The sequence below is a fragment of the Syntrophorhabdaceae bacterium genome, assembly GCA_036504895.1.
Lineage (GTDB): Bacteria > Desulfobacterota > Syntrophorhabdia > Syntrophorhabdales > Syntrophorhabdaceae > PNOM01.
This window is the reverse complement of record DASXUJ010000029.1, coordinates 23,708-39,765: the sequence shown is the minus strand read 5'-3', so window position 1 is coordinate 39,765 and position 16,058 is coordinate 23,708. Positions and strand designations below refer to the sequence as shown.

Below are 16,058 nucleotides of genomic sequence, written 5' to 3'. Positions count from 1 at the left end.
TTTCTCGACGAAACAGTTTCGGAGGCCAGGTATGTCTCCTATTATGTGACCGCCGTCGATACTTCCGGGAATGAGAGTGAAGGCTCGAAAGAGTCTATTATAATACTTACGAAAGAGTGAGGAATGGATTATTACACGTATAAATCAGGAGAACTATACTGCGAGGACGTGCCCGTAAAGAAGATTGCGGAGGCCACGGGAACACCGGTGTACATTTACAGTTATAAGACGCTGGAGCGTCATTTCCGCGTCTTCAACGATGCCTTCAAGGGGATACCGCACATTACATGCTATTCCTGCAAAGCGGCCTCCAACCTTTCCCTCCTCAGGATCATCGGGAATCTCGGCGGAGGCACGGACATCGTATCCGGGGGCGAGCTTTTCAGGGCCCTCAAGGCGGGAATTCCCGGAAAGAAGATCGTCTTTTCCGGTGCGGGAAAAACCGCGGAAGAGATCCGCTCTGCCGTCAAGGCGGACGTGCTCATGATCAATATCGAGTCCGAAGAGGAGTTGGGCGTGGTTGCCGATGTTGCGCGCCGCATGGGCAAAAGGGTGCCTGTCTCGATCAGGGTCAACCCCGAGATAGACCCGAAAACCCATCCCTATATCACCACAGGGCTCAAGAAGAATAAATTCGGCGTCCTGTGGGCCGATGCCAGGGGCCTCTATAAAAGGATAAAGGAAGACAAATACCTGGAGCCCCTCGGTATTTCCTCCCATATAGGCTCTCAGATCCTTGAAATAACGCCATTTGTCGAAGCCGTCAGGTCTCTGAGGGGCATGGTGCGCCAGCTCGCGGAAGATGGAATAAAGCTCTCCCATATCGATATAGGCGGGGGGCTCGGCATCACCTACAAGGATGAGCTGCCGCCCGACCCCGCGGCATATGCCCGGGCAGTGGAGCAGGAGCTCAGGAATACGGGGCTCACGGTGGTGCTCGAACCGGGACGGGTACTGGTGGGCAACAGCGGTCTTTTCGTGACGAGGCTCCTTTATGTGAAGAAGGTCCCGGGAAAAACGTTCTATATCATAGACGGGGCCATGAACGACCTCGTGAGACCGTCTTTGTACGATGCCTATCATGAGATTATCCCCGTAAACGAGAAATCGAAAAAAGAGCTGAAAGTCGATGTTGTGGGGCCCATCTGCGAGTCCGGCGATTTTCTCGCAAAAGACAGGGAGATGGCGATACTCGAGAGGGACGAGCTTCTGGCGGTCCGTAGCGCGGGCGCCTATGGCTTTTCCATGTCCTCGAATTATAACTCCAGACGGAGGGCCGCGGAAGTATTGGTCAAAGAAGGCGAATTTGCAGTAATACGAAAAAAAGAGACCTTCAGAGACCTGATCAGGGGAGAATCGATCCCATCATTTTTGGAGGTATAAAGGAGTGTCGGAATTGGAATTTTGCAAGATGAGCGCGAGTGGAAATGATTTTATTGTCGTCGACAACAGGGAAGGCACGGTTGACCGCGATTTTCCCGATGTGAAGGGATTCGTCAAGAAGGTGTGCAGGGTACATCATTCGGTGGGCGCGGACGGGGTAATACTGATCGAAAAATCGAAAAATCATGATTTTCGCTGGAGGTTCTACAACGCCGACGGGTCTGAAGCCGAGATGTGCGGAAACGGCGGCCGGTGCGCGGCCCGGTTTGCCTTTCTTAACGGCATTACGAGTGAAAAAATGGAATTCGAGACGATCGCAGGGGTCATCAAGGCGGAGGTGAGCGGCACGCGGGTAAAGCTCCAGCTCACTTCACCCATCGACCTGAAGCTCGATTACCCGGTGCGCCTGGAGGACAAGGAGATATTCCTGAGCAGCGTCAATACGGGGGTGCCCCACGCGGTGCTCATAGTAGACGATGTGGACCATATGCCCGTGGAGGACCTCGGGCGGCAGATACGTCACCACAAATCCTTCGGAGAGAAAGGCACCAATGTGGATTTCGTGGAGGTCGTGGATAAGAAGAACCTCAAGCTGCGCACCTACGAGCGGGGAGTCGAGGGAGAGACATTTGCCTGCGGCACCGGGGCGGTGGCGGTCGGCGTGATACTGAAAAACAAGGAGCTGGTGGAGAGCCCGGTGCATATAAAGACACGGGGAGGAGAGATGCTCAAGGTCTACCTCGACGGCGACGTCTACCTCGAAGGGGAATCGAGACTCATCTATGTGGGTAAACTTAACAAAGAAGCATTGTTATAGAAAGGAGAATCCATGAACTTGAAAGGGATATACACGGCTTTGGTGACCCCTTTTGCCGGATATGAGGTAGACGAAGAGGCCCTGAAGAGATTGGTCGACTTCCAGCTCGAGGGTGGTGTAGACGGGATCGTATCCTGCGGCTCCACGGGTGAGGCGGCGACCCTCTCCTATGAAGAGCATGCCAGGGTGATAGAGCTCACCATCACACACGTGAAAGGGAAGGTGCCCGTAATCGCCGGCACGGGATCGAACAGCACCACGGAGACCATAGAGCTGACCGAAAGCGCCAGGAAGATGGGCGCCGACGGCTGTCTTCTCACCACCCCTTATTACAACAAACCGACTGCCGAGGGCCTTTACCGCCACTTCAAAAAAGTGGCCGAAGAGGTGGACATACCGCTCGTGCTCTATAACATACCGGGAAGGACGGGGATCAACATGATGCCGGAGACCGTGGCCCGGGTCGCGCAGATCCCCAACATTATCGGTATTAAAGAGGCGTCAGGCTCCGTCCTGCAGGTGGCCGAGATATTCCGGCTCACTGGCGGCCGGTTCACCATAGTCTCGGGGGACGACAACCTCTTCCTCCCCATGATGGCTGTGGGCGCGGTCGGGGTCATATCGGTCATCTCGAACGCTTTGCCCAAAGAGCTCAAGGAGCTTTACCGGGCGTTTATGGAAGAGAAGGATATCGAAAAGGCACGGGACATCAACATCCGTCTCCTGCCCATCATGCAGGCCATGTTTGTGGAGACGAACCCGATTCCCATCAAAGAGACCATGTATCATATGGGGCTTATGGAAAAAGAGCTGAGACTCCCCTTATGCCCCCTCGCGGATAAAAACAGCGCCTTTTTGAAAGAGGTGCTCAGGGACTATAATCTCCTCAGGAGAGACTGATGGTAAAGGTCATCGTCACCGGCGCGGCCGGAAAAGTAGGATCCGCCATATTGAGGCTCGCCCTGGCCGACAAGGACGTGGAGGTAACGGGCGTCCTGGAGACCAAGGGACATCCTCTTGTCGGCAAGCCCGTGGAAGGGGCGGTAAAGAGCTCGCCCCCTGTTGCCGATGATCTCGCCGCCATGACACCGTGGTGCGATGTAATCATAGACTTTACCGGACCGGAGGCCTCCCTTGCCCATTTCAGGCTTGCCGCGGCGAAGGGAAAGGCGATCGTGATAGGCACCACGGGCTTTTCCGACGAGGCCCTCCGGGAGATGGAAAACACCCCCGGCGCACGGGCCGTCATATCGCCCAACATGAGCGTCGGCATGAACCTCATGTTCGATATAGTGGAAAAGGTCTCGAAGACCCTGCAGGACGATTACGATATCGAGATCGTGGAGATGCACCACAGGCTGAAGAAGGACTCCCCCAGCGGGACCGCAGTAAAGCTGATGGAGATCGCCGAATCCGCCAGGCCCGATAAAGACTGGCAGGAGGTCTTCGGCAGAAAAGGTCTCATAGGGGAGAGAAAGCATAATGAGATAGGCGTCCTTGCCCTAAGGGGCGGGGACGTGGTGGGGGAGCACACGGTCATGTTCGCGGGCACAGGTGAAAGGCTCGAGATCACCCACAGGGCGTATTCGCGGGATAATTTTGCCAGGGGGGCTATTCTTGCGGCCAAGTGGATCGCGGATAAGGGGCCGGGCATCTATACCATGAAAAACGTCCTGGGTCTGTGATCGGGCCGTCTTTTTCCCCAGCCCTTCGTTGGCCGCGTCGTCACTCTCCTTGACGTACTCAACAGTACGCCGGCGTCGGCTCCTCCTTGCCGCCTCGATCTGAGAAAAAATACGACCCGATCTTGCGCTTTTCGTTAAAAGAACGCCAAAATAGATCAACGAAAAAATACGGGCCGCTTCGTTTGAAAATAATTAAGCCAGAAATAAAATGAAGAATCTAAGTTGCCTTTTCAACGGCTCATGCAGCTTCTTTTATTCTTTGATAAAGAAATTCGGGGGCGAGGTCGGCTCCGTTGGGCCAGGTGAGGGTGTGAAGGTCGGGATGGACGATGAATAGTCTAAAATAGCTTGTATCCTTGAGGGGCTCGAAGATTTCTCCCTCCAGATCGGCTCTTAAATCGATTTTTCCTTCCACCCCATCCGCAAAAATGATTTCGATTATGAAATCTTTTATGTACCGGGCTTCTTTCACTCTTGGTATCATGGCTTTACTCCAATGGTTTGATAGGATCGAGCGGCTTTCCCTGACCCGCCAATTCCCAGTCGTTGAGCAATTCATTCTTGTGCAGCTCATACCACTCCAACACGTGACTCAGCGCTCTTCGTGGGAACTCACCATGAATCACTCCCTCGACTATATCAACGGTTATTTCATATTCTCCGTATTTCGCATGAAAATGAGGAGGAGCGTGATCTTTATAGAACATGGCGATTATAATTCCCAAAAATCTTGATAATTCCGGCATATGTGTAATTATTCATCACCTTGGGGAGCAAATCAAGTAGTATATGGTTGGCGAGGCCTGTTACCGGGTGAGATTGGCGGCGGTTCCTGACCTCGGGGCTTGACATGGGCTTGCTATTCGTGATTTTATGGTGGCTGCGTGGTGAATATTCTTCAGATAGATGTGGAGGACTGGTACTGCGATCTTGAGGTGAGCCGGTGGGGAAGCTATGAGCCGCGGGTTGAGGCTTCTACCGATAAGATCCTCTCTATCCTTGAGAAGACGGCGAACAGGGCGACTTTTTTTATCCTCGGCCATGTGGCGGAGCGGTTCCCCGGGATGGTGAAAAGGATTGCGGACCAGGGCCACGAGATCGGCTCCCATGGATATAACCACAGGAGGATCCCGGATCAGACGCCCGAGGAGTTCGCGGAGGATGTAGCGCGGTCGGTCGATCTCCTGGAGGGGATCACGGGACAGAAGGTGAAGGGCTACAGGGCCCCCCAGTTTACGGTAATGAAGGAAACCCTCTGGGCCCTCGATATACTGAAAAAGCAGGGGCTTGAATATGACTCCAGCGTGTTCCCCGTGGCAACGCCCCTTTATGGGTTGGCCGATGCCCCTCTATATCCTTATAAAGTGGATTTCGCGAATGGGGGGGACGGCAAGGGGCTCATGGAGATTCCCCTTTCCATCTACAGGACACCCCTTGTGGGGAAAAAAGTCCCGGTGGCGGGGGGCTTTTACTTCAGGTTTTTCCCCTATTTCTTCGTTGCCCATGCCTTACGGAAGCTTAATAAGGAAGGGCATGTGGCGGTCTGCTACCTCCACCCCTGGGAGCTTGACCCGGGGAAACCCCGCGTGGAGGGCTTAAAGTGGTACCATTATTACCGGCTCGCGTCGACGGAAGGCAAATTTCGCAGGCTCGCCCAGGATTTTAAATTTATATCAACCATGGAATGGATCGAAAATGAACGAAGAAGTTAAGGTAAGGGACTACTTTACCAGGGCTGCAAAGGAATTTGACGATATATACGACAATCGGGGAGGGCTTCTCACCCGGATCGCGAATCTGGTATTCAGGAGGGGCATGGCCGAGCGTTTCGAGCTGGCCATCGGCCTTTGTGGATCCGGCGATCTTACCGTCCTCGACATCGGGTGCGGCGCCGGAAGGTTCACTATCCCCCTGGCCGAGCGGGGCATGAAAGTGCTGGGCATCGATTACTCCCCTGAGATGATCCGCATGGCGGAGCATTATGTGAAAGTGCGGGAGATTCATGGTAAAAGCAGCCTCTCGATCAACCATATATGCGGTGATTTCCTCACTACTTTTCCGACAGATGATAAATTCGACGTCACCCTCGCCATGGGCGTCTTCGACTACCTGAAGGAGCCGCTCCCGTTCTTAAGGAAGATGAAGGATGTGACGAAGGGGAGGATGATCATCTCCTTTCCTTCCAAATTCACGCCCCAGATGCCCATCCGGAAGATATGGCTTGCGACAAAGGATTGTCCCGTATATTTTTACACCAAATCGGACATACAAAAGCTTTGCACGGCAGCGGGGTTGAATAAGTACGAGATTATCCCCATTAAGGCGGGTTACATTGTCAAAGCGGAAATTTAGGGTCCGCGGCGCGGGATTATTAATATGAATATCTATATCGTCTCGTCCCCCGGCGGACATCTGAATGAGACCCTGAGCATGGTGGAGGCCTTCGAGGGTTGCGACGTCTACCTCATCACCCTCGATTTTCCCAATATGAAAGGCCTCTCATTAGAGAGCGTGAAGAAGATCTGCAAGCTGAAGCTCTTTTTTAATTATTCCGTAAAATTCGGCCTTCCCATCACTCTTCTCGTCGGAACTTTCTCCATGCTCAGGATGTTCATCGCTCACAGGCCCCACATGATCTTTTCCACGGGCTCCGAGGTTGCATTGCCGGCGTTCGTGATGGGCAAGTTCCTCTTCGGGGCGAAGGTGGCATATGTGGAGTGCTTCACGAGGATCAGGACCCTCTCCCTTACCGCAAAGCTCGTATATAAGTTTGCGGATCTCTTCCTCGTGCAATGGGAGGAGCTGGCAGGGATGCATGAGAAGGCGCAGTACAGGGGCAGGCTCTTATGATCTTCGTAACCGTGGGCAATTCCATAAAGGGCGTGGAGTTTCATCGCCTTATCCGGAAGATCGACGAGATCGCCGGCGAGCTCGAGGAGGAAGTGGTCGCCCAGATCGGCTATATCGATGAAGAGCCGAAGCATATGAAGTGGTTCCAATACCTCAATTTCATGGAGATCCTCTCCTTTTTCAAAGATGCATCGATGATCGTGGGCCACGGCGGGGTCGGCACAGTCCTTAACGCGATTGCGTACAAAAAACCTCTCATCCTCGTCCCGCGTTCGAGCGAGGCGGGCGAGCATCACGACGACCACCAGATGGAGCTGGCCCTGCAGCTCAAAGGCAGGGAAGGCATTTTCGTGGTCGATAGAATCGAAGAGCTGAAGTCCGTCATCCTCAAGGTGAGCGCACTATTGAAGGAAAGAGCCATAGAACCACGCTTTTCCCCGGAACGGGAGCGCCTTCTTTCTTTTATCCGGGACTATGTTTCAGATAATAGAAGAGACTGAAAACCTCCTTAAAACTTCTGTAATAGTGAATAATGTATCAAGTTTAACCGTAAAGCAACGGGCTGCCGGCCATCACATGCCGGAGCTTGTTAAATTTTTCTCTTGAATTTGCCGTTGAGAACTGTTACATAGAAGTAAAGGAAACTTAAGTGATTTCACGCGCGGGTGCTGATAATGGCTAAATACGCAAAAATTCCTGAAGCGACGATACGCAGACTTTCCAGTTATCTGAAATGCCTGGAAGACCTTGAGACCAAGAATGAAAAGGTGGCATCGAGCGCCCTGCTTGCGAACATGTGCAATGTAAATGCCGCTCAGGTGAGGAAGGACTTCGCCTATTTCGGCGAGTTCGGCGTCCGGGGCATGGGGTATAATGTCAAGGAGCTGAAGTTCAATATAAAAGAAATACTGGGCATTAACCGGGAATGGAAGATTGCGGTGGTGGGCGTGGGCAACATGGGCAGCGCGCTCCTGGTATACAAGGATTTTCTGAAACAGAACTATAAGATCGTAGCCGCCTTCGATATCGATCCGGCGAAAGTAATCGGCCATATCTCGGAGCGGATGGGGAGGCCTGTGGAGATTCTCCATATAGACGCCCTCAAGGAGGTAGTCAAGACGCGGGGCGTGGAAATAGGGATTATTACGACCCCTCCCAGTGAGGCGCAAAAAGTGGCCAACCTCCTTGTGGATGCCAATGTGAAAGGTATTCTCAATTTCTCGCCTTCCCCTGTGACGGTACCCAAAAACGTGAAACTCCGGAATCTCTTTTTTACATCGGCACTCGACAATCTCGTCTATTACCTGTCAAACTGAGGCCTCTCAATGTGGAAAATTCTGGGCAACGTAATAGAGATTTTTGTATATTCCGCCGTATTTATGGTAGTGGCCCTTGTGTGCCTCAAGGTCACCGGCTCCATATTCACTCCCGATTTTGAAAAGAAGATCGTGGAAGAAGGTAATATAGGTCTTGCCATTGTCTGCGGCTGCCTGTTCATCGGTCTCGCTCTCGTTGTTTCTTCGGTCATGAGGTAATGATCCCTTTCCCACCCATACGAGGGATAGTCTCCTTGTCCCAATCGTCCTTATGAGGGCCCTTTTTGTCACCGGAACTGATACCGGTGTGGGCAAGACCCTTGCATCGGTGAGCCTCGCCGCCTATTTCTCAAGAATAAAAGGACTTTCAGTGGGGGTGATGAAGCCTTTCGAGACAGGCTTGCCTCTGGACCGGACTGAATTTTTCCCATGCGACGCGAAGTCCTTGAAAGATGCCTCAGGTTCCCGCGACAGCCTCGCATCCATAAACCCCTGTACATTCCAAAAACCCTTGGCCCCCGAGGCGGCGGCCCTGGAGGAGGGGAAAGGGATAGATCTGGACGCTACTGAGAGAATCTGCAGGGATATCGTGAAAAACCATGATATTACGATTGTGGAAGGGGCGGGGGGCATCCTCGTGCCCATAAAAGAGAATTTCTTCTTTCAGGACCTGATGAAAAAATGGTCCCTGCCCGTGGTGGTGGTGGCGCGGCTCGGTCTCGGTACGATCAACCATACCCTCCTTACCTGCCGCTCTCTTGAATCCGAGGGGATAAGGACGATAGGGGTAATCCTCAACGATTCCGAAGGTTCTTCAGACGTAGCGACCCGGACGAACCCCGGGATGCTCCGCAAGTATCTGCCCGTGCCCCTCCTCGGCATCATGCCCTACCTCGAAGGATTTGGCGACGGAGGGGCCGACCTTGACCGGCTCGGCCGTATGGCGGCAACGAATCTTGACGTAGAAGCTATTTACGATGGAGCAACTCTCCGATCTCTTTGAAATATCTCCGTGATCCTTCGATGACTTCCATATCCACACAGTAGGCGAGCCTGAAATATCCCGCTTTGCCGAAGCCTATGCCGGGAACTCCGAGAATGTGGTGTTTCTGCATGGTCCTCACGAATTTAATATCATCAGGGATGGGAGATTTGGGAAAGATATAGAAGGTGCCCATGGGCTTTACCACCTCGAACCCCGCATCGACCAGCATAGTGTAGACGGCGTCGCGCTTTCTCTGATAATCCATGATATCCACGCTGTTCTTCTGGAATTTTCCCACAAGACGCTGCATCATGGCCGGGGCGTTGATGAACCCGAGTATTCTGTTTGCGAATATGGCGGCATCGATAAAGGTCTTCACATTGCTGAGAAGGGGCGACACGGCGATATAGCCTATCCTTTCGCCGGGAAGGGCGAGGTCTTTGGAGTGGGACGTGACGGTCACCGTATCTTCGTACAATTTGAACATATCGGGGTAGGCGATGCCGTCATAGATGATCTTCCTGTAGGCCTCATCGGAGATCAATATGATCCTCTGGCCTTTCCGTCTTTTTTCCTTGAGCAGGTGGGCCAGCTCCTTGAGCTCCTTTTCGTCGTACACCACCCCGGTGGGGTTGTTGGGAGAATTCACGATTATGGCCTTCGTCTTCTCCGTGATCGCCTCTCTTATTTTCTCCACATCGAGGTGGAAGTCATCGCGCGTATCCACAAGCTTGATCACGCCGCCATGGTTTTCGATGTAAAACCTGAATTCCACGAAATAGGGGCAGGGAACGATCACCTCGTCGCCCGGATCGAGGAGTGCCTTCAGGGCCACGTTGATGCCCCCCGCCGCCCCAACGGTCATAATGATATGGTTACTGGTGAAGGCGAGACCATTCCTCTCTCTATAGAAGGCCGCGATCTCTTCCCGCACCTCAACGTATCCGCTGTTCGTCATGTACCGGTGCATTCCCCTGATGTCGGACGATACTATCCTCACCAGCTCCTCCTTCAGCTTTGCCGGCGGTTCGACGATCGGGTTGCCAAGAGTGAAATCAAAGACGTTTTCCGGACCGAACTCCTTTTTCAGCTTTTCGCCCACTTCGAACATAGCCCTTATCCAGGAAGAGCTTTTCATAGATTCTGAGATACTTTTGGATACCGGCATGGATCACCCCTTTTCAATATATCGTTTCGCAATATTCCTGAACCCGTCGAGAGAGCCGAGCACCTTCTCGAAGGGGACGCAATAGGCAATCCTGAAATAACCCTCCCTGCCGAAACCCCTTCCGGGCACCACCATGATCCTCTCGTCCTGCTGGAGGGCCCTCACGAATTCAAGCTCATCAGGTATGGGAGATTTGGGGAACATGTAAAACGCGCCCGTGGGCTTCACGCATTCATAGCCCGCATCGATCAGGGTGTCATAGAGGAGATCCCTCTTCTTCTCATAATCGGCGATACTGACCGAATTTCTCTGGAATTTTCCCACGATCCTCTGGAAGAGGGCGGGGGCGTTTACGAAGCCCAGGGTCCTTATGGTAATAGTCAGGGCCGACACGAGGAGCTGAAAATCCTTTATCTCCGGCGAAATTGCGATATAGCCGATCCTCTCCCCTGCCAGGGCGAGGTCCTTGGAATGGGAAGTGACACCCAGAACCAGGTCATAGATCTTAAAGAGATTAGGCAAGGTCATGCCGTCGTATACGAGCTTCCGGTACGCCTCGTCGGCGATGATAAAAATCTCGCGGCCTGTCTCACTCCTCTTTTGGTAGAGGAGCTTCGCAAGCTCCTTCAAGCTCTCCTCGCTATAGACCGCTCCCGTGGGATTATTCGGGCTATTGATGAGCACGGCCCTGGTCTTTGGTGTGATCGCTTTTTCGATGTTGCCGATATCGAGCTGAAAATCGAGGTTGGTCTCGACGAACCTGGGCACCCCGCCCGCATTGTGGACATAATTTTTAAATTCCCAGAAAAAAGGGCTCGGCACGATCACTTCATCGCCCCTGTTCATGATGCTCCTGAAGATCATATTGAGCCCGCCTGCGCAGCCGGCAGTCATGAACACGTGGGAAGAGGTGAAGGGAAGGCTCCTGTCTTCGGCCAGATATTGGGCGATCTCCTCGCGCACATCCTCATAGCCGTTGTTGGACATATACCGGTGCATTCCGGTGGCGGGGTTCAGAACCGCCTCCACGAGCGCCTTGCCGAGTGCTTCGGGCGGCTCGGTATCGGGATTGCCGAGAGAAAAATCGTATACTGAGTTCTCCCCGTAAAGCTTCTTAATCCTGATGCCTTCCTCGAACATCCTCCGGGTCCAGCCTTCCTGATCCTTTATGAGCCGTTCAATGTCTCTCGAAATGATCATCGCTCCTCCTCTGAAACGAAAAAAAGCCATGGCCTTATGCCATGGCTTTAATACTAAAAAAGCCATGGGGCCTTTTGCACCCATGGCTTTTTGCTTATGTCAAAGCAAAATTATGCCCGGGTGCGAGCTCCTAAAGTAATAATAAAAGCCAAAGATGGCCGTTACCCGGTTCATGGGGAAATAATAACGCAATTTCAATGCCTTGTCAAGGGGAATGGCGACCAAATGTCAGGGAAAACTCTTCCGACCGGACTTTGTTCACTCCCCTAAATTGCCTTGAAGATATTAGTCGCAATTTAATCCATAAAGAGAATAAATATCGTATAAGTTAAAAAAACGGGGACATTTACCTAAATTATTGACAGATACGGCCGATTACTATACATTGGATGCTACCTGGAAAGACATGTGAGCTGTCGGCTCTTTCCCGGGTAAAGAAGCTCAAGAAACCGGAAGGGAGGTCGAAAAGTCGTTGTTCGACCCGTTGAAATAAAAAAACCGAGTGTTTATAGTTAAACATCGGATCATAGAAACATGCCTCCGGCTTTTCCGCGAGGGTCTTTGGAGTCCGGTAGGTAAAGGAGGAGAGATGGTAGACCTGTTTCTCATTGTTATCACGATCATTCTCATCGCGGTTGCCGTTATCGTAATCCGTGTCCTGATCGAGCTCAGGGAAGGCATCCACATTATGAGGGAGTCGGCACGGAAAACCGAAGAATCCCTCGTGCCCGTATTAGATGAATTGCGACTCTCGCTTCAGAGTCTGAGGCATTTGACTGACGATGTGGGAGATGTGGCGGACGATATGAAGGTCTTCGCGGGGTCGGTGCGGCAGGTCGGGCAGAACGTAAAGGCCGTTACGAACTTGGTGGAGAACATCGTCGAGACCTCTACCGTAAGCCTCGCCGGTATGAGGGTCGGCCTCAAAGTCGCGTCACGTTATGTGGTGAGTAATTTCTTCAGGAGAAAACAAACATAATCAAGGAGGTTTGACATGGCAGAGAATGAAAGTGGCGGTTTCACGGCCGGATGTGTACTTGCCTCATTTTTTATAGGGGGACTCCTGGGTGCGGGAGCCGCTCTTCTCCTCGCCCCCAAGACGGGCGCGGAGACGCGGGCCCAGCTCAAGGAACTGGCGGACGAGGTAAAAGGCAAGGCAGAGACATACATGGAGCAGGTGAAGGAAGAGGTCTCCTGTATGGTGGATAAAGGCAAAGAGATGGTGGAGAAGGGAAAAGACCTTTTGACCGAGCAGAAAGCCGTCCTTGCGTCGGCAGTGGAAGCGGGGAAAGAGGCCTACGAAAAAGAAAAAGAAAGCTTGCAAAAGACTAAGGCTCCCGGTAATCTATAATAACGGCGACCCGTGTATGCGGGTGCGTGCGGACATTTGCGTACGAAGGGCTTGAAGGCTTACGGGCCTTCAAGCCCCATTACATCCGGTTATCCCGGGGGAACAGAGTTTTTAAAGACCGGATGAACACGAGGGGGAGAGTGCTGTTGGGGAGTTTCGCGTGGCAATGGAGAGCCCGGCTGAGGGTTGACCGGGTACCACCCGTTCTGTGAGCGCATGGCGTCCCCGAACAGGTTTGCCACCCTCGCCATTTTCGTCGTAGCTGCTATTCTCGCGTATCTTACCTATCAGATGCTGCAGCCCTTCCTGTCTGCCATTATCTGGGCTATCGTTCTCTCCATAGTCTTCTATCCCGTGTACCTCCTCATCAGAAAAGGGGTGAAGCTGAAAAGTGTCGCTTCTCTCCTCTGCCTTTTTCTCATCCTTATTATTCTTCTCGGCCCTTTTGCATATTTTTCCTACATCCTCACTCAGGAAATATTCAATCTTTCCGAATACCTGAGAACTGCCCCGTCCGACCCCGTGACCAGCCTCCTCGAGCATCCCATGGTCAATAAAGGCATCACCAAGATGCTCAAGATATTCCATATGACTGAAGGTGAATTTACCAAGGCCGTGGCGGACAATCTCCAGGAGATGGGTAAGCAGTCGATGGGCATAATCAGGAGCGGTCTCGGAAACGCGGTTACCACCCTGGTCAACTTCGTCTTCATGCTTCTCTCTATTTTCTTTTTCCTCGCAGACGGCCCGGAGCTCCTGGAGAGGATCAGCACTTTTATGCCCTTTTCAAAGAGACAACGGGAGAGACTCCTGAAACAGACGCGGGACATAGTGGTATCCACGATTTACGGGGGCGTTACCATCGCGGTGATCCAGGGCCTCATGGGCGGGATCGCCTTCTCTATCCTGGGCGTGTCGTCGCCCGTAATGTGGGGGCTTGCCATGTGCATCTCCTCCTTTATTCCCCTGGTCGGCACTTTCGTCATATGGGGGCCTGCCGTGGCATATCTCGCGTTGCAGGGATTCTATTGGAAAGCACTGGTCCTATTCATTGTCGGCGCCATGGGAATCAGCTCGGTTGACAGTTTTCTCCGTCCCCTCATCATCAAGGGCCGCCTGAAGCTCCCCACCCTCGCCATCTTTTTCAGCATCTTGGGCGGAATAAAAGTATTCGGCTTCGTGGGCTTCATCCTCGGTCCCCTGGTATTCGCCCTCTTTATATCGGTTCTCGAGATACTACGCTATACGGACGAAGACGCCACGAAAGAGCATGCCGAATAGCCGGTCAGACAAGGGTCCGTTTCCCGGAGATGACCGCTTCGAGTGCCTTCCTGTCGAGGACTGTGATTTTTCTCCCCTGGACTTCAATTAAGCCTTCCAGGACCATCTTTCCGAGGATACGGGAGAGAGTTTCCGGAATGGTGCCCAGTAAGCTTGCGAGCTGGCCCTTGGTGATGTTGAGATGTACGTAATCCCTTCCCGACTCGTCGCTCCCATAGAGAAGATAGGCGGCAAACCTCTGGGGCACCTCCTTGAGAGACAGGTCTTCGATGAGGCGAGCGAAGTATTTCAGCCTCTGGGAGAGGACGGCAAGCATATTCATGGCGAGATAGGGGTCCTCTTTTATGAGGGATACAAAGGAGTCGCGGGGGAAGAAAAGGGCCTTCGATTCTTCCAGCGCCTCCGCGTAGGCGGGAAAGGAGGCGCCCAGAAAGACTGCTACTTCGCCGAAGGGCTCGCCCGGCTCGATGATGTGGAGGATCTGCTCCTTGCCTTCGAAAGAGAGCTTGTAGATCTTCATGCGGCCGAGATAGAGAATGTAAAGGCCCGCGGCAGGCTCCCCTTCGGAGAAGACGATCTCCCCGCGCTTATAGTTGAAGGTCTGGGAAATCCGCACGAGCCGCTCGATCTGCGCCTCCGGCAGGCCGCGGAACAGGGTGGCATTGGAGATGAAGGAGACGATTTTTGACATGATCAAGTGTATTGTAATGGAAAACGACGGCAATTGAAAGACGAATTGCGCGAGCGAGAGCCGGCGAGAGTGTGTCGATGTTCGTTTCCGGAAGATGGAAATACATGGTGCGGGCATAGAGCCCTTTCAGCCCCGTAAAAAGAGAAATAATGGAATTGCCCGTTTTACACACCATGATCCGTGTACCTGTTTCTTTGACGCCATTCACCACATCTTAGGAATTCGGCTGCAGCCACCGATAATTTACAGAGAAAGTCAGGGAAGAAAGAGTCGGTCGAAACACCGGCCAAGCCATACCTCACGGAGGATTGTATGAAGAGAGTGACCCTATACCGGATTGCATTTCTATTATTGGCCCTCGCCATTCTCATGGGAGCAAATACACGTCCCACCCATGGGAAAGAGCCTGAGAATATCGTGACCGCCCTTTATATCTCTTCTGACGGGACGCAGCTCACCGCTCGCTTTGATATAAAAGGCAGGAAGGTGATGGTCCGGCCCCCCGAAGGGAAAGAGCTGACCCTTCCGGAGGCGGTTTCGGCATCGGGGGCACGGTATAGTGACGGGAAAATGACCTTTTGGGAGCATCAGGGGAGTGCGACTCTTTTTAAGGGAGATGGGGTTGTCTTCAAAGGAAAAGAAGCCCCGGGGGGCGGCAATGAGAGGGCCGTCGGGGAAACAGCGCTGTTAGCCTCCTGCCGGCCCGTGGCGGACAGCGCACTTTGCGACGGTATCGCGCGGTATGCTTCGTTATTGAAAGAAACAGATAAGGACTTTGGAGACCCTCCTCCCGCAGAGCCTTTTGAATGTCTGCTCAATGCCGGTAAGGGCAGGGAGCCGGTAAATGCACCCTGCGCCAAGGTGGTGAAGAAGGTTATGGTGAAGGGGGGTTACGCCTCGGTTCTCTTTGTGCTCGCCCCGGTGGAGAAGAAATACGGGAAAATGACGGTCATGGCTGACGGCGCCCTCTATTTTTTCATGAAAAAGGATAAGGGAGCGTGGCGGGGCATTGACTGGTTTCTCGGGTCGGACAAGCCCGAGGTAAAAAAGAAGAAGGTAAAGGAACATGCCATACCGGCGAATGTCCTTACTGCGTTAGGATGGAACGTAGGGGAGGAATAGGGGGGAGTGAGGGCCAAACCCGGTCGATGACCGGGAGGCAGCACATATCATTGAGCCGGAAGGAAAATTTTATCGCCGCCCGGCTCGATTATTTATTGTATAAATAAAATTTTATCATTATTATTGTAGTATCGTTACACATTAATTGTGAAGGCACATTCAGATTCGCATCGCCCATAAGTGGAATATTTGTCGCGAAGGCAGGAGAG

Annotated in this window: 20 protein-coding genes; 15 read left to right on the top strand and 5 right to left on the bottom strand. The window is 52.7% G+C overall.

Annotation, left to right across the window (positions count from 1 at the left end; translation table 11 throughout):
- Positions 1-123 precede the first annotated feature (123 nt).
- Genes lysA through dapB form a run of 4 tightly spaced genes read left to right on the top strand, consistent with a single transcriptional unit; the run spans position 124 to position 3,885 of the window.
- Positions 124-1,383, top strand: a complete 1,260-nt coding sequence (lysA, locus tag VGJ94_03970; protein HEY3275755.1) for a diaminopimelate decarboxylase — start codon at positions 124-126, stop codon at positions 1,381-1,383.
- A 4-nt stretch (positions 1,384-1,387) separates the two neighbouring features.
- Positions 1,388-2,200: a diaminopimelate epimerase gene (gene dapF, locus VGJ94_03965; GenBank protein ID HEY3275754.1), complete on the top strand. Its 813-nt coding sequence runs from the start codon at positions 1,388-1,390 to the stop codon at positions 2,198-2,200.
- A 12-nt stretch (positions 2,201-2,212) separates the two neighbouring features.
- Entirely contained in the window at positions 2,213-3,100 is an 888-nt protein-coding gene (dapA, locus tag VGJ94_03960; GenBank protein HEY3275753.1) for a 4-hydroxy-tetrahydrodipicolinate synthase, read from the top strand.
- Positions 3,100-3,885 (top strand): 4-hydroxy-tetrahydrodipicolinate reductase, encoded by a 786-nt coding sequence (gene dapB, locus VGJ94_03955; protein HEY3275752.1) that lies wholly within the window; start codon positions 3,100-3,102, stop codon positions 3,883-3,885. The genes dapA and dapB overlap by 1 nt, the downstream gene beginning before the upstream one ends.
- Positions 3,886-4,123: 238 nt before the next feature.
- Here dapB and VGJ94_03950 read toward each other — a convergent pair whose 3' ends face one another.
- Together VGJ94_03950 and VGJ94_03945 are read right to left on the bottom strand one after the other, a co-directional pair.
- Positions 4,124-4,369: a DUF2442 domain-containing protein gene (locus VGJ94_03950; protein ID HEY3275751.1), complete on the bottom strand. Its 246-nt coding sequence runs from the start codon at positions 4,367-4,369 to the stop codon at positions 4,124-4,126.
- Between the two features lie 4 nt (positions 4,370-4,373).
- Positions 4,374-4,631 carry a DUF4160 domain-containing protein gene (locus tag VGJ94_03945; GenBank protein ID HEY3275750.1) on the bottom strand — a complete coding sequence of 86 codons (258 nt, stop codon included), beginning with the start codon at positions 4,629-4,631 and terminating at the stop codon, positions 4,374-4,376.
- 138 nt (positions 4,632-4,769) lie between these two features.
- Between VGJ94_03945 and VGJ94_03940 the strand changes: the two genes are divergently transcribed.
- The 7 genes from VGJ94_03940 to bioD all read left to right on the top strand — a co-directional run bounded on the left by VGJ94_03940 (position 4,770) and on the right by bioD (position 9,054).
- The gene (locus tag VGJ94_03940) at positions 4,770-5,597 is read left to right on the top strand and encodes an XrtA system polysaccharide deacetylase (GenBank protein HEY3275749.1); all 828 of its coding nucleotides are present in this window, start codon (positions 4,770-4,772) and stop codon (positions 5,595-5,597) included.
- A complete protein-coding gene (locus VGJ94_03935) occupies positions 5,581-6,237 on the top strand; it encodes a methyltransferase domain-containing protein (GenBank protein HEY3275748.1) in 657 nt (218 codons plus the stop codon). Before VGJ94_03940 ends, VGJ94_03935 begins: the two co-directional genes overlap by 17 nt.
- Before the next feature lie 24 nt (positions 6,238-6,261).
- A complete protein-coding gene (locus VGJ94_03930) occupies positions 6,262-6,735 on the top strand; it encodes a hypothetical protein (GenBank protein HEY3275747.1) in 474 nt (157 codons plus the stop codon).
- Positions 6,732-7,235 carry a glycosyltransferase gene (locus tag VGJ94_03925; GenBank protein HEY3275746.1) on the top strand — a complete coding sequence of 168 codons (504 nt, stop codon included), beginning with the start codon at positions 6,732-6,734 and terminating at the stop codon, positions 7,233-7,235. The genes VGJ94_03930 and VGJ94_03925 overlap by 4 nt, the downstream gene beginning before the upstream one ends.
- A gap of 174 nt (positions 7,236-7,409) precedes the next feature.
- Entirely contained in the window at positions 7,410-8,051 is a 642-nt protein-coding gene (locus VGJ94_03920) for a redox-sensing transcriptional repressor Rex (protein HEY3275745.1), read from the top strand.
- 9 nt (positions 8,052-8,060) lie between these two features.
- A complete protein-coding gene (locus tag VGJ94_03915; protein HEY3275744.1) occupies positions 8,061-8,270 on the top strand; it encodes a DUF350 domain-containing protein in 210 nt (69 codons plus the stop codon).
- Positions 8,271-8,322: 52 nt separating this feature from the next.
- A complete protein-coding gene (bioD, locus tag VGJ94_03910; protein HEY3275743.1) occupies positions 8,323-9,054 on the top strand; it encodes a dethiobiotin synthase in 732 nt (243 codons plus the stop codon).
- Here bioD and VGJ94_03905 read toward each other — a convergent pair.
- Positions 9,020-10,147, bottom strand: coding sequence for a pyridoxal phosphate-dependent aminotransferase (locus VGJ94_03905; protein HEY3275742.1), 1,128 nt, complete (start codon positions 10,145-10,147; stop codon positions 9,020-9,022). The two genes, bioD and VGJ94_03905, sit on opposite strands and share 35 nt — an antisense overlap.
- A gap of 60 nt (positions 10,148-10,207) precedes the next feature.
- Positions 10,208-11,404: a pyridoxal phosphate-dependent aminotransferase gene (locus VGJ94_03900; GenBank protein HEY3275741.1), complete on the bottom strand. Its 1,197-nt coding sequence runs from the start codon at positions 11,402-11,404 to the stop codon at positions 10,208-10,210.
- Between the two features lie 589 nt (positions 11,405-11,993).
- On the opposite strand from VGJ94_03900, the gene VGJ94_03895 reads away from it, so the two are divergent.
- The 3 genes from VGJ94_03895 to VGJ94_03885 all read left to right on the top strand — a co-directional run bounded on the left by VGJ94_03895 (position 11,994) and on the right by VGJ94_03885 (position 14,036).
- Positions 11,994-12,383, top strand: a complete 390-nt coding sequence (locus VGJ94_03895) for a DUF948 domain-containing protein (protein HEY3275740.1) — start codon at positions 11,994-11,996, stop codon at positions 12,381-12,383.
- A gap of 15 nt (positions 12,384-12,398) precedes the next feature.
- Positions 12,399-12,755, top strand: a complete 357-nt coding sequence (locus tag VGJ94_03890) for a YtxH domain-containing protein (GenBank protein ID HEY3275739.1) — start codon at positions 12,399-12,401, stop codon at positions 12,753-12,755.
- A gap of 216 nt (positions 12,756-12,971) precedes the next feature.
- The gene (locus VGJ94_03885; protein ID HEY3275738.1) at positions 12,972-14,036 is read left to right on the top strand and encodes an AI-2E family transporter; all 1,065 of its coding nucleotides are present in this window, start codon (positions 12,972-12,974) and stop codon (positions 14,034-14,036) included.
- 4 nt (positions 14,037-14,040) lie between these two features.
- On the opposite strand, the gene VGJ94_03880 is transcribed toward VGJ94_03885, so the two are convergent.
- Positions 14,041-14,727: a Crp/Fnr family transcriptional regulator gene (locus VGJ94_03880; protein HEY3275737.1), complete on the bottom strand. Its 687-nt coding sequence runs from the start codon at positions 14,725-14,727 to the stop codon at positions 14,041-14,043.
- 312 nt (positions 14,728-15,039) lie between these two features.
- Here VGJ94_03880 and VGJ94_03875 point away from each other — a divergent pair, with 312 nt between their 5' ends.
- A complete protein-coding gene (locus tag VGJ94_03875; GenBank protein HEY3275736.1) occupies positions 15,040-15,849 on the top strand; it encodes an MliC family protein in 810 nt (269 codons plus the stop codon).
- Positions 15,850-16,058 lie beyond the last annotated feature (209 nt).